This is a genomic window from Enterobacter sp. 5-4, from assembly GCF_000612205.1.
Lineage (GTDB): Bacteria > Pseudomonadota > Gammaproteobacteria > Enterobacterales > Enterobacteriaceae > Enterobacter > Enterobacter roggenkampii.
In genome coordinates, this window is record NZ_JFHW01000036.1 from 20,864 (window position 1) to 41,334 (window position 20,471).

The 20,471-nt window shown below is 59.8% G+C and carries 18 protein-coding genes; 12 read left to right on the forward strand and 6 right to left on the reverse strand.

The genetic code is table 11. From position 1 onward, the window contains the following. Positions 1-40 precede the first annotated feature (40 nt). The 10 genes from AA74_RS0120210 (at position 41) to AA74_RS0120255 (ending at position 9,910) form a co-directional block, all read left to right on the forward strand. The gene (locus AA74_RS0120210) at positions 41-502 is read left to right on the forward strand and encodes a GNAT family N-acetyltransferase (protein ID WP_008500218.1); all 462 of its coding nucleotides are present in this window, start codon (positions 41-43) and stop codon (positions 500-502) included. A gap of 53 nt (positions 503-555) precedes the next feature. Then, positions 556-861, forward strand: coding sequence for a stress response protein ElaB (gene elaB, locus AA74_RS0120215; RefSeq protein ID WP_008500219.1), 306 nt, complete (start codon positions 556-558; stop codon positions 859-861). An 86-nt stretch (positions 862-947) separates the two neighbouring features. Then, complete coding sequence (gene menF / locus AA74_RS0120220) at positions 948-2,243, forward strand: isochorismate synthase MenF (RefSeq protein ID WP_025913147.1); 1,296 nt, start codon at positions 948-950, stop codon at positions 2,241-2,243. 88 nt (positions 2,244-2,331) lie between these two features. After that, positions 2,332-4,002: a 2-succinyl-5-enolpyruvyl-6-hydroxy-3-cyclohexene-1-carboxylic-acid synthase gene (gene menD / locus AA74_RS0120225; RefSeq protein ID WP_025913148.1), complete on the forward strand. Its 1,671-nt coding sequence runs from the start codon at positions 2,332-2,334 to the stop codon at positions 4,000-4,002. Further along, positions 3,999-4,775, forward strand: coding sequence for a 2-succinyl-6-hydroxy-2,4-cyclohexadiene-1-carboxylate synthase (menH, locus tag AA74_RS0120230; RefSeq protein WP_025913149.1), 777 nt, complete (start codon positions 3,999-4,001; stop codon positions 4,773-4,775). The genes menD and menH overlap by 4 nt, the downstream gene beginning before the upstream one ends. Further along, positions 4,772-5,629 carry a 1,4-dihydroxy-2-naphthoyl-CoA synthase gene (gene menB / locus AA74_RS0120235; protein ID WP_008500223.1) on the forward strand — a complete coding sequence of 286 codons (858 nt, stop codon included), beginning with the start codon at positions 4,772-4,774 and terminating at the stop codon, positions 5,627-5,629. The genes menH and menB overlap by 4 nt, the downstream gene beginning before the upstream one ends. Then, positions 5,629-6,594 (forward strand): o-succinylbenzoate synthase, encoded by a 966-nt coding sequence (gene menC / locus AA74_RS0120240; RefSeq protein ID WP_025913150.1) that lies wholly within the window; start codon positions 5,629-5,631, stop codon positions 6,592-6,594. The genes menB and menC overlap by 1 nt, the downstream gene beginning before the upstream one ends. Then, positions 6,591-7,952 carry an o-succinylbenzoate--CoA ligase gene (gene menE, locus AA74_RS0120245; protein ID WP_025913152.1) on the forward strand — a complete coding sequence of 454 codons (1,362 nt, stop codon included), beginning with the start codon at positions 6,591-6,593 and terminating at the stop codon, positions 7,950-7,952. Before menC ends, menE begins: the two co-directional genes overlap by 4 nt. Before the next feature lie 124 nt (positions 7,953-8,076). Beyond that, on the forward strand, positions 8,077-8,616 hold the full coding sequence (locus AA74_RS0120250) for a YfaZ family outer membrane protein (protein ID WP_025913153.1): 540 nt from the start codon (positions 8,077-8,079) through the stop codon (positions 8,614-8,616). 94 nt (positions 8,617-8,710) lie between these two features. Then, on the forward strand, positions 8,711-9,910 hold the full coding sequence (locus tag AA74_RS0120255; RefSeq protein WP_021241545.1) for a nicotinamide mononucleotide deamidase-related protein YfaY: 1,200 nt from the start codon (positions 8,711-8,713) through the stop codon (positions 9,908-9,910). A gap of 33 nt (positions 9,911-9,943) precedes the next feature. Here AA74_RS0120255 and glpC read toward each other — a convergent pair whose 3' ends face one another. From glpC to glpA, 3 genes are read right to left on the reverse strand one after another with little or no spacing between them, the layout of a single operon-like run. Continuing rightward, positions 9,944-11,134, reverse strand: a complete 1,191-nt coding sequence (gene glpC, locus AA74_RS0120260) for an anaerobic glycerol-3-phosphate dehydrogenase subunit GlpC (RefSeq protein ID WP_025913155.1) — start codon at positions 11,132-11,134, stop codon at positions 9,944-9,946. Continuing rightward, positions 11,131-12,348 (reverse strand): glycerol-3-phosphate dehydrogenase subunit GlpB, encoded by a 1,218-nt coding sequence (gene glpB / locus AA74_RS0120265; protein WP_025913157.1) that lies wholly within the window; start codon positions 12,346-12,348, stop codon positions 11,131-11,133. The genes glpC and glpB overlap by 4 nt, the downstream gene beginning before the upstream one ends. Beyond that, positions 12,338-13,966, reverse strand: a complete 1,629-nt coding sequence (glpA, locus tag AA74_RS0120270) for an anaerobic glycerol-3-phosphate dehydrogenase subunit A (RefSeq protein WP_025913158.1) — start codon at positions 13,964-13,966, stop codon at positions 12,338-12,340. Before glpA ends, glpB begins: the two co-directional genes overlap by 11 nt. Before the next feature lie 251 nt (positions 13,967-14,217). Here glpA and glpT point away from each other — a divergent pair, with 251 nt between their 5' ends. Together glpT and glpQ are read left to right on the forward strand one after the other, a co-directional pair. Further along, positions 14,218-15,570 carry a glycerol-3-phosphate transporter gene (gene glpT / locus AA74_RS0120275; protein WP_025913159.1) on the forward strand — a complete coding sequence of 451 codons (1,353 nt, stop codon included), beginning with the start codon at positions 14,218-14,220 and terminating at the stop codon, positions 15,568-15,570. 11 nt (positions 15,571-15,581) lie between these two features. After that, positions 15,582-16,643, forward strand: coding sequence for a glycerophosphodiester phosphodiesterase (gene glpQ, locus AA74_RS0120280; protein WP_021241540.1), 1,062 nt, complete (start codon positions 15,582-15,584; stop codon positions 16,641-16,643). Positions 16,644-16,726: 83 nt separating this feature from the next. On the opposite strand, the gene yfaE is transcribed toward glpQ, so the two are convergent. From yfaE to nrdA, 3 genes are read right to left on the reverse strand one after another with little or no spacing between them, the layout of a single operon-like run. Then, positions 16,727-16,981 (reverse strand): class I ribonucleotide reductase maintenance protein YfaE, encoded by a 255-nt coding sequence (yfaE, locus tag AA74_RS0120285; protein ID WP_008500234.1) that lies wholly within the window; start codon positions 16,979-16,981, stop codon positions 16,727-16,729. After that, complete coding sequence (gene nrdB, locus AA74_RS0120290; RefSeq protein ID WP_025913162.1) at positions 16,981-18,111, reverse strand: class Ia ribonucleoside-diphosphate reductase subunit beta; 1,131 nt, start codon at positions 18,109-18,111, stop codon at positions 16,981-16,983. Before nrdB ends, yfaE begins: the two co-directional genes overlap by 1 nt. 54 nt (positions 18,112-18,165) lie before the next feature. Then, a complete protein-coding gene (nrdA, locus tag AA74_RS0120295; protein WP_008500237.1) occupies positions 18,166-20,451 on the reverse strand; it encodes a class 1a ribonucleoside-diphosphate reductase subunit alpha in 2,286 nt (761 codons plus the stop codon). Positions 20,452-20,471: the final 20 nt, after the last annotated feature.

The window sequence follows — 20,471 nt, forward strand, 5'->3', positions numbered from 1 at the left end:
GGTTTAGTATAACGTGATGAACCCCAGGAAGGAGACTGACATGATCCAGTGGCAAGATTTACACCATAGTGACCTCACCGTTCATTCACTTTACGCCCTGCTGAAACTGCGCTGCGAAGTGTTCGTGGTTGAACAGATCTGCCCGTATCAGGACATCGACGGCGACGATCTCGTCGGCGAGAACCGCCATATTCTTGGCTGGCGGGAAAACGAGCTGGTGGCGTATGCGAGGATTCTGAAAAGCGAGGACGAATTCGAGCCTGTCGTGATTGGTCGGGTCATCATCAGCGGCAAAGCACGCGGTGAAAAACTGGGCTATCAGCTGATGGATAAAACGCTGGAGGCATGCCAGAAACAGTGGCCGAACAAGGCGTTATACCTGGGCGCGCAGGCGCACCTGCAGTCCTTCTACGGCCACTTTGGTTTCGTGCCGGTCACCGAGGTGTATGATGAAGACGGCATTCCCCACATCGGCATGGCGCGGGAAGCGAAGCAGGCGTAATGGCGAGTCGTTGGCTATAGTTAGCGAACTGGTGTACTAACATGGAGAAAAATATGTCATTTCAATCCTGGGATACCCGTATCGACGACGACCTGGCCTTACTGAGCGAAACGCTGGAAGAGGTGTTACGCTCCTCGGGCGACCCTGCCGATCAGAAATATATTGAGCTAAAAGCCCGCGCCGAGCAGGCGCTGCATGAAGTGAAAAACCGCGTCAGCCATGCGTCTGATACCTACTACTACCGCGCCAAAAAAGCGGTGTATCGTGCCGATGATTACGTGCATGAAAAACCGTGGCAGGGCATTGGAGTAGGTGCTGCCGTCGGCCTGGTACTGGGGCTGCTCTTAGCCCGTCGTTAAGCCGCTTAACCACTCCCTATACGTGGGTACTGCTATTTATGGTCAGTACCCCGTATAATACGAGGTTTTAACAGGGAGAGGTTCGCGTGAATTCGATTTTCCTCGCGCTGGAGCAATTGCGTACCCAGCTTTCGCAAGCGTTACCCGCAACGCCCGGCATACGTCATTTCGACGTCTCTTTCCCGTTAAACGATGCCTTCGACCCTCTCGCCTGGCTTGGGGCGCAGCAGTGCTATCCGCAGTTTTACTGGCAGCAGCGTAACGGCGATGAAGAGCTGGCCGCGCTGGGGGCGGTTATCACCTTTTCCTCTCTGGCGTTAGCCACGCAGTTTTTGCGCGAGCAAAACGCGGCAGGTGATACTCGCATCTGCGGCCTGAACGCCTTTAATCCGGAGCAGGGCAGCCTCTTTTTACCGCGACTGCTCTGGCGACGTACCGCCGGCACCGCTACGCTGCGTCTGCAGCTGTGGAGCGATTATTCACTTCAGGAAGATGCCCATGCCGCGCGGGATTTTTTACAGCGGCTCCAGCCAGCCAGGCCTATCCGCCCGCTGGCCGTTCAGGTTGAGCACGAAAACCATCAGCCTCAACGGGCCGAATGGCTGAGACTTGTCCGCAGGGCGACCGAAACCATCGCGCGCGGTGATTTTGAAAAGGTTGTCCTTGCGAGGGCCACCGATCTTCAGTTTACACAGCGCATTAACCCCGTCGCGCTGATGGCGGCCAGCCGCGCCCTCAATTTACATTGCTATCACTTCTGCATGGTATTCGACGCCAGCAACGCGTTTCTCGGCTCGACGCCCGAGCGTCTCTGGCGGCGACGCGGCACGCTGCTGCGCACCGAAGCGCTGGCGGGCACCGTCGCCAGCCATACCGATGATAAAAAGGCGCAGCGTCTGGGCGAGTGGCTGCTGAATGACGATAAAAACCAGCGCGAAAATATGCTGGTCGTGGAGGATATCTGTCAGCGTCTTCAGCACTACACGCGGACGCTTGAGGTACTGCCCCCCCAGGTGGTGCGCCTGCGTAAGGTGCAGCATTTGCGCCGCTGTATCTGGACCGAGCTCAAACAGGCCGACGACGAGCAGTGTCTGCATATGCTACAGCCGACGGCGGCCGTTGCCGGTTTGCCGCGACAGCCTGCGCGCGAGTTTATTCAGAAGGTTGAGCCCTTTAACCGCGAGTGGTACGCCGGTTCGGCCGGGTATTTATCGCCTGACCAGAGTGAGTTCTGCGTGGCGTTGCGCTCGGCGCGCGTACAGGAAGACGCTCTGCGGCTTTACGCCGGAGCGGGTATTGTCAGCGGATCTGACCCGGAGCAGGAGTGGCAGGAGATTGAAAACAAAGCGGCCGGATTGCGCTCTCTGCTCCTAAGGGATTAATACTGAATCGCGCAATCCCGATTCACATCAAAATTCCAATTTTTTCTATTATTTATACTGTGTCGCATTCTTGATACCGGACAATCTCATGTCAGTAAGTTCTTTTAACCGACGCTGGGCGGCGGTGATCCTTGAAGCCCTGACGCGCCACGGCGTCAGGCACGTGTGTATTGCACCGGGTTCTCGCTCAACGCCGCTGACGCTGGCGGCCGCCGAAAACCGGGCGTTGATTCACCACACCCACTTTGATGAGCGCGGCCTCGGTCATCTTGCGCTCGGTCTGGCGAAGGTCAGCAAAGAACCCGTGGCGGTGATCGTCACCTCCGGTACCGCCGTGGCGAACCTCTATCCGGCCCTGATTGAAGCCGGGTTAACCGGTGAAAAACTGATCTTACTGACGGCCGATCGTCCCCCTGAGCTTATCGACTGCGGCGCCAATCAGGCCATCCGTCAGCCGGGACTCTTTTCTTCGCATCCTTCGCAGACGATTTCGCTGCCCCGGCCCACCCAGGATATTCCGGCAAGCTGGCTGGTCTCCACCGTCGATCACGCCATGGAAACGCTGCGCGGCGGGGCGCTGCATATCAACTGCCCGTTTGCCGAGCCGCTGTACGGCGAGCTGGACGATACGGGTCTTGACTGGCAGCAGTCCCTCGGTGACTGGTGGGGGAGTGAGAAACCGTGGCTGCGCGAGCAGACGCACCTTGAGAGCGCGAAGCAGCGCGACTGGTTCTTCTGGCGGCAGAAGCGCGGCGTGGTTATCGCCGGGCACATAAGCGCTGCCGAAGGCAAGCTGGTCGCCGAATGGGCGCAAACCCTGGGCTGGCCGCTGATCGGCGACGTGCTTTCCCAGACCGGGCAGCCGCTGCCGTGCGCGGATCTCTGGCTGGGTAATGCCAAAGCGGTCACCGAGCTGTCGCAGGCGCAAATTGTGGTCCAGCTTGGATCGAGTTTAACCGGCAAAAGATTACTGCAGTGGCAGGCCACCTGCACACCGGACGAATACTGGCTGGTGGACGCGCTGGAAGGGCGTCTTGATCCGGCGCACCACCGCGGTCGTCGTCTGATCAGCCGTATCGACGCCTGGCTGGCGCTCCATCCGGCTGAAAAACGCAAACCCTGGGCGGTTACCCTCCCGGACCTGTCGCGCCAGGCGTGGGAATTGACCCATGCGCGCTGTGAAGCGTTCAGCGAGGCCGGGCTGGCGCACCGTATTCGCCAGTACCTGCCCGAGCAGGGGCAGCTGTTTGTCGGCAACAGCCTGGTCGTGCGGCTGATTGACGCCTTTTCGCAGCTGCCCGCGGGCTACCCGGTGTACAGCAACCGTGGCGCCAGCGGCATCGACGGGCTGATCTCGACGGCGGCGGGCGTGCAGCGCGCCAGCGCAAAATCGACGCTGGCCATCGTGGGGGATCTCTCCGCGCTTTACGATCTCAACGCGCTGGCGCTGCTGCGTCAGGCGTCTGCCCCGTTTGTGCTGATCGTGGTTAACAACAACGGCGGGCAGATTTTCTCCCTGCTGCCCACGCCGCAGAGCGAGCGCGAGCGCTTCTATCTGATGCCGCAGAACGTGCAGTTCGAACACGCCGCGGCAATGTTCAGCCTGAAATACCATCGCCCGGAAAGCTGGGAACAGCTGGATGCGGCGTTAAGCACCGCCTGGAAGCAGCCCGGCGCGACGCTGATTGAGCTGGTAGTTAACGAGGCTGACGGTGCGCAGGCCCTGCAAAGCCTGCTGGCGCAGGTGAGCCAGCTGTGATCCTCTCGGGCGTGCAGCAGGCTGGAAAACCAGGCTATCCCTGGCTGGTCTTTTTGCACGGTTTTTCCGGCGATTGCCGCGAGTGGCAGGGTGTTGGTGAGCGGCTTTGCGATTACCCCAGGCTGTATCTGGATCTGCCGGGACACGGCGGATCCCGGAATCTTGGCGTGACGGGCTTCGACGAGATGAGCGCGTTGCTTACCCGAACTCTGATTAGTTACAACATACTGAAATTCTGGCTCGTCGGGTACTCCCTCGGCGGCCGCATTGCGATGTTCCATGCCTGCCAGCAGCCGAAGGGGCTGTTGGGTGTGACGGTAGAAGGCGGCCATCCGGGCCTGCAGGATGCCGATGCGCGACAGGCGCGGCTGGCATCAGACCGCCGCTGGGCGACGCGTTTTCGCAGCGAACCGCTGGATAAGGTGTTCGCTGACTGGTACCAACAGCCCGTGTTTGCCTCCCTGACGGACGCCCAGCGCGACGCGCTGATTACCCTGCGCAGCCAGAACAACGGCGCGGCGCTGGCGATGATGCTCGAGGCGACGTCGCTGGCCGTGCAGCCCGACCTGCGTACCGCGCTCAGCGCACGTGATTTCACTTTTGATTATCTCTATGGCGAACGTGATGAGAAGTTTACGGCCCTTGCTGCGGAGCTGAACGCCGTTTGCCATGCAATTCCCAACGCCGGACACAACGCCCACCGTGAAAACCCCGACGCGGTTGCCGCGAGTCTGGCTCAGATACTGCGTCTTCGAATAAAGGACACTCTATGATCTATCCTGATGAACACATGCTTTACGCCCCGGTTGAATGGCAGGACTGCTCCGAAGGCTACACCGACATTCGTTACCACAAATCCACCGACGGTATTGCCAAAATCACCATCAACCGCCCGCAGGTGCGTAACGCCTTCCGTCCGCTGACCGTGAAAGAGATGATTCAGGCCCTGGCGGATGCGCGCTATGACGACAACATCGGCGTGATTGTCCTGACCGGCGAAGGCGAGAAAGCGTTCTGCTCCGGTGGCGATCAGAAAGTGCGCGGCGACTACGGCGGATACCAGGACGATGCGGGGACGCACCACCTGAACGTCCTCGATTTCCAGCGTCAGATCCGCACCTGTCCAAAACCGGTGGTGGCGATGGTGGCGGGCTACTCCATCGGCGGTGGCCACGTGCTGCACATGATGTGCGACCTGACCATTGCCGCTGAAAACGCCATCTTCGGCCAGACCGGCCCGAAAGTGGGATCTTTCGACGGCGGCTGGGGTGCCTCCTACATGGCGCGCATCGTCGGGCAGAAAAAAGCCCGTGAAATCTGGTTCCTGTGCCGTCAGTACAACGCGCAGGAAGCGCTGGATATGGGCCTGGTGAATACCGTGGTGCCGCTTGCCGATCTCGAAAAAGAGACCGTACGCTGGTGTCGCGAAATGCTGCAAAACAGCCCGATGGCGCTGCGCTGCCTGAAAGCGGCACTCAACGCCGACTGCGACGGTCAGGCGGGTCTGCAGGAGCTGGCGGGCAACGCCACCATGCTGTTCTACATGACCGAAGAGGGTCAGGAAGGGCGCAACGCGTTTAACGAAAAACGCCAGCCAGACTTCAGCAAATACAAACGGAATCCGTAATGCGTCGCGCGCAGGTTTACCGCTGGCAGATACCGATGGACGCGGGCGTGGTGCTGCGTGAACGGCGGTTAAAAACCCGTGACGGCTTCTTCGTGCATCTGCAGCAGGGCGAGCGGGAAGGCTGGGGCGAGATTTCGCCTCTGCCGGGCTTTAGCCTCGAGTCGCTGGATGACGCGCGGGCGGCCTTGCTGGCGTGGGCGGACGCGTGGCGCGAGGGGGCGGATCCGGCGCTGCCGGACGTCCCTTCCGCGGCCTTTGGTATCAGCTGCGCGCTGGCGGAGCTGGACGGCAGCTTGCCAGAAGCCGGGAATTACCGCGCGGCACCGCTCTGTACGGGCGATCCGGACGAGCTGTTCGCGCAGCTCTCCGCTATGCCGGGCGAGAAGGTCGCGAAAATCAAAGTCGGGCTTTATGAAGCGGTGCGTGACGGCATGGTCGCCAACCTGCTGCTGGAGGCGATCCCCGATCTGCATCTGCGTCTGGACGCCAACCGTGCCTGGACGCCGCTTAAGGCGCAGCAGTTTGCAAAGTACGTCAATCCGGCGTACCGCAGCCGCATTGCCTTCCTCGAAGAGCCGTGCAAAACCCGCGACGATTCACGCGCGTTTGCCCGTGAAACGGGGATTGCCATCGCCTGGGATGAAAGCCTGCGCGAGGCCGATTTTGAATTTGCTGCCGAGCCCGGCGTCAGCGCGGTGGTGATTAAACCGACGCTGACCGGCAGCCTGGCGAAAGTGCGCGAGCAGGTCGCGGCGGCGCACGCCTTAGGGCTGACGGCGGTCATCAGCTCGTCAATTGAGTCCAGCCTTGGGCTAACCCAGCTGGCGCGCATTGCCGCCTGGTTAACGCCTGACACGGTCCCCGGCCTCGACACGCTGAACCTGATGCAGGCTCAGCTTCTTCGCCCGTGGCCGGACAGCGCGCTGCCGTGCCTCGACGTCGCGGCGCTGGAGCCGTTGCGATGAGTTTTACCGACTGGCCGTGGCGGCACTGGCGTGCGCAATTTGCCGATAAACCGGCTCTGAGGCTGAACGACGAGGTGCTCAGCTGGCAACAGCTGTGCGCGCGCATCGACAGCCTTGCGACGGGCTTTCACCGTCAGGGCGTGGAGGAGGGCGACGGCGTGCTGCTGCTGGCCCATAACCACCCGCACACCCTGCTGGCGTGGCTGGCGCTGCTCCAGTGCGGGGCGCGTATTCTTCCCGTTAATCCGCAGCTGCCGCGCCCGCTGCTGGACGTGCTGCTCCCGCAGATGACGCTGCGCTTTGCGCTGGTGCTGGACGGCAGCTACGACGGCCTTCCTGCCCTGAGCATGCGCGAGACCGCCGATGCGTATTGCGCTGCGTGGCAACCGGCGCGGCTGGCCTCCATGACGCTGACCTCAGGCTCCACCGGACTGCCGAAAGCGGCGGTCCATACCTGCGAGGCCCATCTTGCCAGCGCGCGCGGCGTTTTGTCGCTGATGCGCTACGGTGAAGATGACGACTGGCTGCTTTCGCTGCCGCTGTTTCACGTTTCCGGCCAGGGGATTTTATGGCGCTGGCTGCAGGCCGGCGCGCGGTTAACCGTGCGCGAGAAACAGCCTCTGGAGCAGGCGCTGTGCGGCTGCACCCACGCCTCGCTCGTGCCAACCCAGCTCTGGCGTCTGCTTAATGCCCACCAGCCTGTCGCACTGAAAGCGGTGCTGCTGGGCGGGGCGGCCATCCCTGTGGAATTGACCGAACAGGCGCGAGAGCAGGATATACGCACCTTCTGCGGCTACGGTCTGACCGAGTTTGCCTCAACCGTCTGTGCGAAAGAGGCCGACGGCGAGCCGGACGTGGGCCGTGCGCTGCCGGGCAGAGAGGTGCAGGTCGTTAACGGTGAAGTCTGGATCAGGGCGCAAAGCATGGCCTCAGGCTACTGGCGGGATGGCGAACTGATTCCGCTGACCAACGCGCAGGGATGGTTCGCCACCCGCGATCGCGGCGAATGGCATGACGGCCGTCTGACGATCCTCGGCCGCATGGATAACCTCTTTTTTAGCGGCGGAGAAGGGATCCAGCCGGAATCGCTCGAGCGCGTTATCGCCACGCACCCGCAGGTTAACCAGGTGTTTATCGTTCCGCTGGACGACGCTGAGTTCGGGCAACGTCCGGTGGCGGTGGTGGAGTGCGAGCCGGGAACGGATATCACCACTTTACCCGACTGGGTCAGGGACAAGGTGGCGCGTTTTGAGCAACCCGTCCGCTGGCTGCTTTTGCCGACCGAACTCAAAAATGGCGGCATTAAAGTTTCGCGTCGCGCGCTGCAGGAGTGGGTTAACGCAACGCTGAAGGGATAATAGCCGTTTCAAATAGTTACAATCTACTGGCCGGCCGCACGCAGAGTGCTTGATCCCCGGAAGACCCAGGTTAAAATCTCGCGGTTTTGGGGCTTCTCTATAAAAATTGTGCGGGATCACGACAATGAAAAAAGTGGCATTACTGGGCTTCGGCCTGATGGTTGTATCTGCGGCGGCGAACGCCATTAGCATTAACGGCTCGGCGGGTCAGGATTATACCCACCTGGGCTTCGGCATGGGTACCGAGACATCCGGTCTGGCGATGACCGGCGGCTGGACGCATAACGATGACGACGGCGACGCGGCAAGCCTCGGCCTGGGCCTCAACATTCCTCTGGGCCCGTTCCTGGCGACCGTCGGCGGTAAAGGTATCTATACCAACCCAAATGACGGTGACGAAGGATATGCGGTGGCAGTGGGCGGCGGCCTGCAGTGGAAAATTGGCGACAGCTTCGGCCTGTTTGGCGAGTACTATTACTCTCCAGATTCCCTCTCAAGCGGTATCGACAGCTATGAGGAAGCCAACGCCGGCGCGCGCTGGACCATCATGCGTCCAATCACCATCGAAGCAGGCTATCGCTATCTGAACCTGGCCGGCAAAGACGGTAACCGCGACAACGCGCTGGCCGACGGTCCGTACGTGGGCGTTAGCGCAGGCTTCTAATCTCTCCGGCGCGGCATGCTGTCGCGCCAGTTTCTCCTCTTCTCCACCCCGCGTTTGCGCTATAGTGTTTTGACCAAATAAGCGGGAGAACACAATGATTAACGTGGAGATGTTATCCACCGGCGACGAAGTGCTGCATGGACAAATTATTGATACCAATGCTGCCTGGCTGGCCGATCTTTTCTTTGAGCAAGGATTACCGTTAACGCGCCGCAATACGGTGGGCGACAATCTTGAGTCACTGGTCGCTGTTCTGCGCGAGCGCAGTGAACAGTGCGACGTGCTGATTGTGAACGGCGGGCTCGGCCCCACCAGTGACGATCTCAGTGCCCTGGCCGCCGCGACCGCAAAAGGCGAAGGGCTGGTGCTGCATGAGGCGTGGCTCTCGCAGATGGCGCGTTTTTTCTCCGAACGTGGTCGCGTCATGGCCCCCAGCAACCGCAAACAGGCTGAAATTCCCGCCAGTGCTGAACTGGTCGATAACCCGGTCGGTACCGCGTGCGGGTTTGCCATGCAGCTGAACCGCTGCCTGATGTTCTTCACGCCGGGCGTGCCCTCAGAATTTAAAGTGATGGTCGAGCAGCAGATCCTGCCGCGCCTTCGCCAGCGTTTTACCCTGCCGGAACCCCCGCTGTGCCTGCGTCTGACCACTTTTGGTCGTTCGGAAAGCGATCTGGCTCAGAGCCTCGATCACCTCTCACTCCCGCCGGGCGTGTCTATGGGCTATCGATCCTCCATGCCGATCATTGAGCTCAAGCTGACCGGACCGGCCACCCAGAAAGAGGCGATGCTGGCGCTGTGGCCTGAGGTGCAGCGCGTAGCGGGTGAAAGCCTGATCTTTGAAGGCACGGAAGGGCTACCGGCGCAGATTGCGAAGCATCTGCAGTCGCGCCAGCTGAGCGTGACCTTAAGCGAGCAGTTCACCGGTGGCCTGCTGGCGCTGCAGCTGTCGCGCGTCAACGCGCCGCTGCTGGCCAGCGAAGTGGTGCCGTTCCAGCAGGAGACTCTGGCGCAGACCGCCCGCTGGGCGTCCGAGAGAAGGGTGAAGCATTTTGCCGGTCTGGCGCTGTTTGTCGGCGGGCTGGATGAGGAATACCTCAACTTCGCGCTGGCGACGCCTGAGGGCACCCACGCCCTGCGGGTAAAAATGAGCATTACCCGCCACAGCCTGGCGGTGCGTCAGGAGGTGTGCGCCATGATGGCGCTGAACATGCTGCGCCGCTGGCTGAATGGCAAAGAGGTGGCCAGCGAGCACGGCTGGATTAACGTGGTTGAGTCGCTGTTCGTGGAGTAACGCCTGTGCCGGGGCCTTTCGCCCCGGCCATGTTCACCCGAGCGCCTTTGCCAGCAGCGTAATCGGATGCTCGCAGCGCTTGCTGGTGGACATCTCAATCTGCCACTTGCAGGTTTCGCAGTCCGTCACCACGATATCCGCGCCGCTCTCCTCAATCTGACGGAACAGCGGAGCGCCAATCGCCTGCGACGTTTCGTAGTTTTCACGCTTAAAGCCGTAGGTTCCCGCAATCCCGCAGCAGCGTGAGTCCAGCACCGTCAGCTCCAGCCCCGGAATTAACCGCAGCAGCTCAAGCGTATAGAGTGACCAGCCCATTTTTTCCATATGACACGGCGTGTGGTACACCACTTTCAGGGGTAATTTCCCCAGCGGCAACGTCTGTCCTCTGTCCAGCTTGCGCCACAGGAAGCGCGTCGCCAGCTCGATGTGCTCGCGCAGGCCGGTGTTATCCACATCCAGCAGATGCGGATACTCGTCGCGCAGGGTGAAGGTGCAGGTGGATGAGGTCGCCAATACCGGTATGCCTTTCTCGACAATCGCCTCGCGCAGGGAGGTGACATTGCTTTGAGCCTGCCTGCGTGCTTTATCGGTAAACCCGTTGGCAATCAGCGGCACGCCGCAGCACTTTTCTTTATTCAGTAGCTGAACGCCCGTTCCCATGGCGTTCAGCACCTTCAGCAGATCTTTACCCAGCTGCGGGTGGTTGTAATTCACGTAGCAGCCGTGGAAAAAAGCCACCTGCTCGGCGTACTGCGCCTGCTCCGCCGCCACGGATTTATACCAGCGGCGGAAGGTGCCGTGAGAATATTTTGGCAGGCTGCGGTGATGGTCTATCTTCAGCGTGGCATCCAGCAGCTGGCGCACCGGCTTGAGAGCGGTCGCGGCATTCACCAGCGGGGCAAACGGCGTCGAGACGCTGCCCATCAGATCGGTGTGGCTCAGAATCGCGTCCCGCAGCGACGGCTTTTGCGTGCTGTAGCGCGCCCGGGCGCGCTGGATAATATTGCCGATTTTCACATCCGACGGGCAGGCGACTTCGCAGCGTTTGCAGTTGATGCAGTATTTCAGCGCTTCATCGTACAGCTTGCCGTCCTTCAGGCGCAGACGCTCGCCGTCCGGCCCGGCCTGCTTTGGCCCGGGATAGCGTGGGTTCACGCCGCTGACCGGGCAGACGGTGGTACACACCGTGCATTTGATGCAGCTTTCAAAACGGGTATCGTTCATTGTTCAGCCTCCGTGCGCTGGCTAATCTGCTCTGCCACATACAGCGCCGTGACGGCGCAGACTCCGCCACCGCATCCCTGGGTAATGGGATCGTACCCGCCCAGCAGCGAGCCGATGGCAAAGAGATTACAGACGGGCTTACCGGCAAGCTGCGGATGCAGGTGGTTATCGACAATCACGCCGAACTGCTGCCAGGGCTGCGGCGAGAAGAAATCACTCTGATACCAGTCCGCGCGGGAGGCTCGCTGGCGAACATCCAGCCCCATAATGGCTTCCCGGATGCCCTCCCGGCTGCTCAGCAGCCCGTTGCTGAAGAAGCTGCCGCTTGCCAGCACCGTATAGCGGGCGCGAAGCGGAATATCGTCGTGGCTGCGCGTCCAGATTTCGCTCACCGCGCCGTCTGTCAGGGTGATTTTTTTCACTTCATCACCTGCCATCCAGACGCCACCCTGCGCAACAAACTTACGCTGGAGCTGGGTATGCAGGCGAATGCCGGGGACAGACGGGGGCAGCGTGGGCAACAAACCGAGCGTGCAGGGCAGACGGTCTGAGAGCCAGCGCCAGAGTCGGTTGTCGTTCAGGCCAAAGCACGTGGGCATCAATAGCGCATCGCATCCTGCCGCAAGCGGGCTGAGCGCCTCATACAGCAGCGGCCATTTGTCCTCGTTATCCAGAAAACGGGCGATATTCACCGCGCGAAATTCGCTCGGGTTATCGCGCAGGACATCAAGCTCAGGCAGCTCTATCTCTGCCGTTTCGGCGTTAACGCCCTGGCGACAAAGTGACGCCGCCGCGAGATGGGGCTGAAAATCCAGAAAGCCGCTAATCCCTACCACCCGCACGCGTCCCGCGCGAATGGGGGCAACGGGCACTTCCTCCGGGCTGAGCCAGGCGGAACGCAGGGTGCCGAGCGGCGTAACGCGCTGGTGATTGAACCTGGCGCTGCCCTGCAGACGCGCGCCGCACTCCGCCAGCAGCGCTTCGGTTTCCAGCGCAAAGCGGTCAATATGCTGTGCGCCAACCAGGTGATAAGGGTGCTCCGGCGGCAGCTTATCGCGGTACGCTTCGTCCACCAGATCCAGCGAGCCCGACGAGAAGTGCAGGGCGCTCTGCCCCCGGGTGATAATGGCGCAGCGCAGCCCCTGCTTCGTGAGCTTAATGCCGCAGAGCAGGCCCGCCAGCCCGCCGCCGACAATCACGGTATCAAATTTCATCGTGTTGCTCCTTCTCCAGACCGCAAAGCCCCTGGTAGACCCAGCGGGTAAATTCACTTTCACGCAGGGCATCGCCCCAGGCGACAGGCTGAATGCCTTTCCAGCGCTCGTTTAAAAACGCGCTGAGCTGATCGAGCGACTGGGTGGCGGTGGTGGTATGAAAACGCTGCAGCAGCCCCGCAGCACGGCAGGCGCACAGTTCGCCCTGACAGGTCCCCATTCCGACGCGGGTGCGGCGGCGGAGATCGAGCAGGCTGTTGACCGTCAGGTTCTCCACCGCGTACTGCACCTCACCGGCCGTCACGGCTTCGCACTCGCACACCAGGCTGCGGCTCAATCTTCCTTCACCAAGCCACGGTGGCGTTCTGTCGCCGTGGCGGTATACCGCGGACCCGCGCAGCGGCGCGGGCAGGGAGATGATTTTCTGCAGCGTTTTTTCGGTGGACTGACGCGATCCCGGCAGCGGCTGTTCTGCCGTGACGCACGGCTCGGTATTTCCGAGCTTGCGGCAGACGGCATCGGTCGCCCACTCGGCCATCAGGCGATAGGTCATCAGCTTGCCGCCGGTGATGGTGATAAACCCGTCCATGCCGTCGCGCGCGGCGTGATCGAGCAGCACGATGCCCCGGCTGACGTTCCGTCCGCTCGGGTCGTTGTCGCTGGCGACCAGTGGACGCACGCCCGCGTAGGCGCGCAGAATGCGCGTCTGGGCCATCACCGGGGCCAGTTTTTCCCCTTCGCGCAGCAGGATGTCGACCTCTTCGGCGGTCACGCGGTTGTAGTCTATCTCGCTGTAGTCCACGTGCGTTGAAGTCGTACCGATTAACGAAATGGTATCGCCCGGGACGAGGATATCGGCGTCAGACGGCTTGCGGCAGCGGTTAATCACGTGGTTATTGATGCGGTGGTCGAGGATCAGCAGCGAGCCTTTCGCCGGGAACATGCGCACCGACAGGTCCGCGTATTCCGCAATACGCTGGCCCCAGATCCCCGCCGCGTTGACCACTACGGCGGCATACAGCTCGCCGTGCTCGTTGTACTGCGTATCAAACACCCGCACCCCACAGATGCGATGACCTTCGCGAATAAGCCCGGTCACTTCATGTCCGGTCAGAATGCGTGCGCCATGCTCACGGGCGTCCAGCATGTTGGCGGCGGTCAGGCGAAACGGATCGACGGTACCGTCAGGGACTTTAACCGCGCCAATAAGCGCCGGGTTGACCGACGGTTCCAGCCGCCGCGCCAGCGCCGGATCCATGGCCTCCGCCTGAATGCCCGCGGCAGTGCAGGCGGTAATAAAGGTCTCCTGAAAGGCGAGGTCATCTTCGGGAAGGGTAATAAAGATGCCGTCGGTCGGCTCAATGCAGTGGCGTGCGATACGCTTGAGGATCTGGTTTTCAGCAATACATTCGCGCGCGGATTCCGCGTCGGTGACCGCATACCGGGCGCCGCTGTGCAGCAGGCCGTGGTTCCGTCCGGTTGCGCCCGTGGCGATATCATGGCGTTCCAGAAGCGTAACGCTTAAGCCGCGAAGGGCGCAATCGCGCGCGATCCCGGCGCCGGTTGCGCCACCACCAATGATTATCACATCACTATAACGAGGATCGTGACTGGTCATTGTTTACCCTCTATGTTCGTTTTTTATCATTTAGCCATAGTAATTTTGTGGTTTGTTTGATTTCGAACATAAACGCGCGGAATTCGAAAGTGAAACGTGATTTCATGCGCTTTTTTGCGCATTCTGTCATATTTCTGTAACAATCTGTGCGTTGATTCACAGTAACAATCACCGTGATTTCTTAACATCCCCGCCTCTGGAATTCAGGTGCGAGCCACCTGCTCATTCATTTCAAGGCCACGGAGGCTGTTATGCTCAGTATCTTCAAACCTGCGCCCCACAGGGCGCGTCTGCCAGAGGCAGAAATAGATCCGCTCTATCGCCGTCTGCGTTGGCAAATCTTCCTGGGGATCTTCTTCGGGTATGCGGCGTACTACCTTGTACGTAAAAACTTCGCGCTCGCCATGCCGTATCTGGTGGAGCAGGGCTTCTCCCGCGGCGATCTGGGGTTCGCGCTGTCAGGGATATCCATCGCCTACGGTTTTTCCAAATTCATCATGGGTTCCGTGTCGGATCGCTCGAATCCGCGCGTGTTCCTGCCTGCCGGTCTGATCCTGGCGGCAGCGGTGATGCTGTTTATGGGCTTTGTGCCATGGGCAACCTCCAGCATTGCCATCATGTTCGTGCTGCTGTTTCTCTGCGGCTGGTTCCAGGGAATGGGGTGGCCGCCGTGCGGACGCACCATGGTGCACTGGTGGTCGCAGAAAGAGCGCGGCGGCATCGTGTCGGTGTGGAACTGCGCCCATAACGTGGGCGGCGGTATTCCGCCGCTGCTGTTCCTGCTGGGGATGGCCTGGTTCAACGACTGGCACGCGGCGCTCTACATGCCTGCCTTTGGTGCCATTCTGGTGGCGATTATTGCTTTCGCCCTGATGCGCGATACGCCGCAGTCCTGCGGCCTGCCGCCGATTGAAGAGTACAAAAACGACTATCCGGATGATTACAGCAAGGAGCACGAAGAGGAGCTGACCGCAAAACAGATCTTCATGAAGTACGTCCTGCCGAACAAGCTGCTGTGGTACATCGCGGTCGCCAACGTGTTCGTTTACCTGCTGCGCTACGGCATCCTCGACTGGTCGCCAACCTACCTGAAAGAGGTGAAGCACTTCGCGCTGGATAAATCCTCCTGGGCGTACTTCCTGTATGAATACGCCGGGATCCCAGGCACGCTGCTTTGCGGCTGGATGTCGGACAAGGTGTTTAAGGGTAACCGCGGTGCGACGGGCGTCTTCTTTATGACCCTGGTGACTATCGCAACGGTAGTGTACTGGCTCAACCCGCCGGGAAATCCGGGTGTGGATATGGCCTGTATGATCGTCATCGGCTTCCTGATTTACGGTCCGGTGATGCTGATCGGTCTGCACGCGCTGGAGCTGGCGCCGAAGAAAGCGGCGGGAACGGCGGCGGGCTTTACCGGCCTGTTCGGCTACCTCGGCGGTTCGGTCGCGGCGAGCGCCATCGTGGGCTATACCGTTGACTTCTTCGGCTGGGACGGCGGCTTTATGGTGATGATCGGCGGCAGCGTGCTGGCGGTACTGCTGCTGGTTGTTGTGATGATCGGTGAAAAACGTCACCACGCGGAAGTGCTGGCGCGTCGTCAATAAGGAGCTTTGCGATGAAATTAACTCAGTTAGCAACCGGCTTGCTGCTGGCGGGCCTGATGACAGGCTCCGCGCTGGCGGCGGATAAAATCGTTATTGCCCACCGAGGTGCGAGCGGCTATCTGCCGGAGCATACGCTGCCGGCAAAAGCGATGGCCTATGCGCAGGGGGCGGATTACCTGGAGCAGGATCTGGTGATGACGAAGGACGACCAGCTGGTCGTCCTGCACGACCATTATCTTGACCGCGTGACGGACGTAGCAGAGCGTTTCCCGGATCGCGCCCGCAAAGATGGCCGCTTCTACGCCATTGACTTCACGCTGGCGGAGATCCGCTCCCTGAAGTTCACCGAAGGCTTCGAGATTGAAAACGGCAAGAAGGTGCAGGTCTATCCGGGACGTTTCCCGATGGGCAAATCTGACTTCCGGATCCATACCTTCCAGGAAGAGATTGAGTTTGTTCAGGGACTGAACCACTCCACCGGTAAAAACATCGGCATCTACCCGGAAATCAAAGCCCCATGGTTCCACCATCAGGAAGGGAAAGACATTGCCGCGAAGACGCTGGAGGTGCTCAAACAGTACGGCTACACCAGCAAGCAGGACAAAGTCTACCTGCAGTGTTTTGACGCCGCCGAGCTGAAGCGCATCAAAACCGAGCTGGAGCCGAAGATGGGGATGGATCTCAATCTGGTGCAGCTGATTGCCTATACCGACTGGAATGAAACCCAGGAGAAGCAGCCGGACGGCAAGTGGGTGAACTACAGCTACGACTGGATGTTTAAGCCGGGTGCGATGAAGCAGATTGCGCAGTACGCCGACGGCATCGGGCCGGATTACCACATGCTGGTGGCGGAAGGCTCAACGCCGGGACACGTGAAGCTGACGGCGATGGTGAAAGAGGCGCATGCCAGCAAGATGCAGGTGCATCCGTACACCGTGCGTGCAGACCAGCTTCCGCCGTATGCCACGGATGTGAATCAGCTTTATGAGGTGTTATATAACCAGGCGGGCGTGGACGGACTGTTTACGGATTTCCCGGATAAAGCGGTGAGCTTCCTGAAGGATAAACGCTGAAATTGCCGGGTGGCGGCTGCGCCTTACCCGGCCTACGAACTGCGGTTTTGTAGGTCGGATAAGCGAAGCGCCACCCGACACATTCACATCTCGATCTCGATATCGCCTTTTGCCCGGCAGCAGCAGGGCAAAATTTCCCCTTCGTTGATAAAGGCTAGCGGTTCGGTCAGCCAGTCCACCTGGCCGGCGACCAGACGGCAGCGGCAAGAGCCGCAGTAGCCGGAACGACACTGGTACTCTACTTCGACCTGATGCGCCTCAAGCGCCACCAGCAGAGAAGGGTGCTCTTCCCGACACAGTACCTCAGTGCCGGAAAGACTTAACGTGACGCGTGACATCAGAGCTGGAAGTCGCTCAGGTCGTCGGTGTTGACTTCAGAATCAATCTGACCGACCAGATAAGAACTTACTTCCACTTCCTGCGGCGCAACCTGCACGTTATCGGACACCAGCCAGGTGTTGATCCACGGGATCGGGTTAGAGCGCGTCTGGAACGGCAGGTCGAGACCGACCGCCTGCATGCGGATGTTGGTGATGTACTCAACGTACTGGCACAGGATGTCTTTGTTCAGGCCAATCATGGAGCCGTCGCGGAACAGGTAGTCTGCCCACTCTTTCTCCTGCTGAGCCGCCAGCACGAACAGGTCGTAGCACTCCTGCTTGCACTCTTCGGCGATTTCCGCCATTTCCGGATCGTCCGTGCCGCTGCGCAGCAGGTTCAGCATGTGCTGGGTACCGGTGAGGTGCAGGGCTTCATCGCGGGCAATAAGACGGATGATTTTGGCGTTGCCTTCCATCAGCTTGCGCTCGGCAAAGGCGAAGGAGCAGGCGAAGCTGACGTAGAAGCGGATCGCTTCCAGCGCGTTAACACTCATCAGGCACAGGTACAGCTGCTTTTTCAGCGCGCGCAGGTTCACGGTGATGGTTTTGCCATCCACGTTGTGGGTGCCTTCGCCCAGCAGGTGCCAGTAGCTGGTCATCTCGATCAGCTCGTCGTAGTAATGGGCAATGCCTTCCGCGCGCTTCTGGATCTGCTCGTTGGTGACGATATCGTCAAACACCACCGCCGGATCGTTCACGATGTTGCGGATGATGTGGGTGTAAGAGCGGGAGTGGATCGTCTCAGAGAACGCCCAGGTTTCCACCCAGGTTTCCAGCTCAGGAATCGAGATCAGCGGCAGCAGCGCCACGTTCGGGCTACGGCCCTGAATGGAGTCCAGCAGCGTCTGGTACTTCAGGTTGCTGATGAAGATATGTTTTTCGTGATCCGGCAGAGACTGGTAGTCAATACGGTCGCGGGAGACGTCCACTTCTTCCGGACGCCAGAAGAAGGAGAGTTGCTTTTCAATCAGCTTTTCGAAGATGTCATATTTTTGCTGATCGTAGCGTGCCACGTTGACCGGCTGGCCGAAGAACATCGGCTCTTTGAGCTGGTCGTTTTTCGTCTGTGAAAAGGTGGTATATGCCATGAGTGTGTCCTAAAAACGTAGGCCGGGTAAGCGTAGCGCCACCCGGCATTTACATTAGATCTTACATGCGCCGCTTTCGCAGCCATCGTCCTGAATTGACGGAACCAGGTCGTCCTGCGCGTCTTCCGCACCGTCACGGGTGTTGTGATAGTACAGCGTTTTCACGCCAAATTTATAGGCGGTCAGCAGGTCTTTCAACAGCTGCTGCATCGGCACCTTGCCGGACGGGAAGCGCGTCGGGTCATAGTTGGTATTGGCAGAGATCGACTGGTCGATAAACTTCTGCATGATACCCACCAGCTGCAGGTAGCCGTCGTTGTTTGGCATTTCCCACAGCAGCTCGTAGTTGTCACCCAGCGTCTCGTAATCCGGCACCACCTGACGCAGCACGCCATCTTTCGAGGCTTTGATGCTGACGTGGCCGCGCGGCGGCTCAATACCGTTGGTGGCGTTAGAGATCTGCGAAGAGGTCTCGGACGGCATCAGGGCAGAGAGCGTGGAGTTACGCAGGCCGTGAGTCTTGATGGACTCGCGCAGGCCTTCCCAGTCGAGGTGCAGCGGCTCGCTGACGATCGCATCCAGGTCTTTCTTGTAAGTGTCGATTGGCAGAATGCCTTTCGCGTAGGTGGTTTCGTTGAACCACGGGCACGCGCCTTGCTCTTTCGCCAGCTCGTTGGACGCTTTCATCAGGTAGTACTGAATCGCTTCGAACGTCTGGTGCGTCAGGTTGTTGGCGCTGCCGTCGGAGTAACGCTTGCCGTTTTTCGCCAGCCAGTAGGCGAAGTTGATCACGCCGATACCCAGGGTACGACGCCCCATCGCACCGCGTTTCGCGGCCGGGATTGGGTAATCCTGGTAGTCCAGCAGGGCGTCGAGCGCACGAACCGCCAGCACGGCCAGCTCTTCCAGCTCGTCCAGGCTCTTGATGGCACCCAGGTTGAACGCGGACAGCGTACACAGCGCAATTTCACCGTTTTCGTCGTTCACGTCTTCCAGCGGTTTGGTCGGCAGGGCGATCTCCAGGCACAGGTTAGACTGGCGCACTGGTGCAACCACCGGATCAAACGGGCTGTGGGTGTTGCAGTGGTCAACGTTCTGGATGTAGATACGGCCGGTAGAGGCACGTTCCTGCATCATCAGGGAGAACAGGTCCACCGCCTTCACGCGCTGCTTGCGGATGCTGTCGTCTTTTTCGTATTTGGTGTACAGACGCTCGAATTCGTCCTGATCGGCGAAGAACGCGTCGTACAGGCCCGGGACGTCGGACGGGCTGAACAGGGTGATCTCTTCGCCCTTCAGCAGACGGGTGTACATCAGCTTGTTGATCTGCACGCCGTAGTCCATGTGACGCACGCGGTTGCCTTCAACACCACGGTTGTTTTTCAGGACCAGCAGGCTTTCCACTTCCAGGTGCCACATAGGGTAGAACAGGGTCGCAGCACCGCCGCGCACGCCGCCCTGAGAGCAGGATTTTACCGCCGTCTGGAAGTGCTTATAGAACGGGATACAGCCGGTGTGGAATGCTTCACCGCCGCGAATCGGGCTGCCCAGCGCACGGATGCGACCGGCGTTGATGCCGATACCGGCACGCTGGGAAACGTATTTCACGATGGCGCTGGACGTGGCGTTGATGGAATCCAGGCTGTCACCACACTCGATCAGTACGCAGGAGCTGAACTGACGGGTTGGGGTGCGCACGCCAGACATGATTGGCGTCGGCAGTGAAATCTTGAACGTCGATACCGCATCGTAGAAACGCTTCACGTAATCCAGACGGGTGTCACGTGGATAGTTAGAGAACAGGCAGGCGGCCACCAGAATATAGAGGAACTGGGCGCTTTCGTAGATCTCACCGGTTACACGGTTCTGAACCAGGTATTTGCCTTCGAGCTGCTTCACCGCCGCGTAGGAGAAGTTCATGTCGCGCCAGTGATCGATAAACCCGTTCATCTGCTCGAACTCTTCTTCCGTATAGTCTTCCAGCAGATGCGTGTCGTATTTGCCCAGCTCAACCATTTTCACCACGTGATCGTAAAGCTTCGGCGGCTCAAACTGGCCGTAGGCTTTTTTACGCAGGTGGAAAATCGCCAGACGTGCAGCGAGGTACTGATAATCCGGTGCTTCGCGGGAGATGAGGTCCGCCGCCGCTTTAATGATCGTTTCGTGGATATCAGACGTTTTGATGCCGTCGTAGAACTGGATGTGTGAACGCAGTTCAACCTGGGAGATAGATACGTTGTTCAGTCCTTCTGCTGCCCAGTCGAGAACTCGATGGATTTTGTCCAGATTGATACGCTCGGTAGTACCGTCGCGCTTTGTCACCAGCAGACTCTGATTCATGTGGGGTTTACCTGTCCGTG

What these genes read in the sequence shown, in the direction of transcription:
- AA74_RS0120210 (WP_008500218.1), top strand. Translation starts at nt 41, where the DNA reads ATGATCCAGTGGCAAGATTTACACCATAGTGACCTCACCGTTCATTCA.
- elaB (WP_008500219.1), top strand. Translation starts at nt 556, where the DNA reads ATGTCATTTCAATCCTGGGATACCCGTATCGACGACGACCTGGCCTTA.
- menD (WP_025913148.1), top strand. Translation starts at nt 2,332, where the DNA reads ATGTCAGTAAGTTCTTTTAACCGACGCTGGGCGGCGGTGATCCTTGAA.
- menB (WP_008500223.1), top strand. Translation starts at nt 4,772, where the DNA reads ATGATCTATCCTGATGAACACATGCTTTACGCCCCGGTTGAATGGCAG.
- menC (WP_025913150.1), top strand. Translation starts at nt 5,629, where the DNA reads ATGCGTCGCGCGCAGGTTTACCGCTGGCAGATACCGATGGACGCGGGC.
- menE (WP_025913152.1), top strand. Translation starts at nt 6,591, where the DNA reads ATGAGTTTTACCGACTGGCCGTGGCGGCACTGGCGTGCGCAATTTGCC.
- AA74_RS0120250 (WP_025913153.1), top strand. Translation starts at nt 8,077, where the DNA reads ATGAAAAAAGTGGCATTACTGGGCTTCGGCCTGATGGTTGTATCTGCG.
- AA74_RS0120255 (WP_021241545.1), top strand. Translation starts at nt 8,711, where the DNA reads ATGATTAACGTGGAGATGTTATCCACCGGCGACGAAGTGCTGCATGGA.
- glpC (WP_025913155.1), bottom strand. Translation starts at nt 11,134, where the DNA reads ATGAACGATACCCGTTTTGAAAGCTGCATCAAATGCACGGTGTGTACC.
- glpB (WP_025913157.1), bottom strand. Translation starts at nt 12,348, where the DNA reads ATGAAATTTGATACCGTGATTGTCGGCGGCGGGCTGGCGGGCCTGCTC.
- glpA (WP_025913158.1), bottom strand. Translation starts at nt 13,966, where the DNA reads ATGACCAGTCACGATCCTCGTTATAGTGATGTGATAATCATTGGTGGT.
- glpT (WP_025913159.1), top strand. Translation starts at nt 14,218, where the DNA reads ATGCTCAGTATCTTCAAACCTGCGCCCCACAGGGCGCGTCTGCCAGAG.
- glpQ (WP_021241540.1), top strand. Translation starts at nt 15,582, where the DNA reads ATGAAATTAACTCAGTTAGCAACCGGCTTGCTGCTGGCGGGCCTGATG.
- yfaE (WP_008500234.1), bottom strand. Translation starts at nt 16,981, where the DNA reads ATGTCACGCGTCACGTTAAGTCTTTCCGGCACTGAGGTACTGTGTCGG.
- nrdB (WP_025913162.1), bottom strand. Translation starts at nt 18,111, where the DNA reads ATGGCATATACCACCTTTTCACAGACGAAAAACGACCAGCTCAAAGAG.
- nrdA (WP_008500237.1), bottom strand. Translation starts at nt 20,451, where the DNA reads ATGAATCAGAGTCTGCTGGTGACAAAGCGCGACGGTACTACCGAGCGT.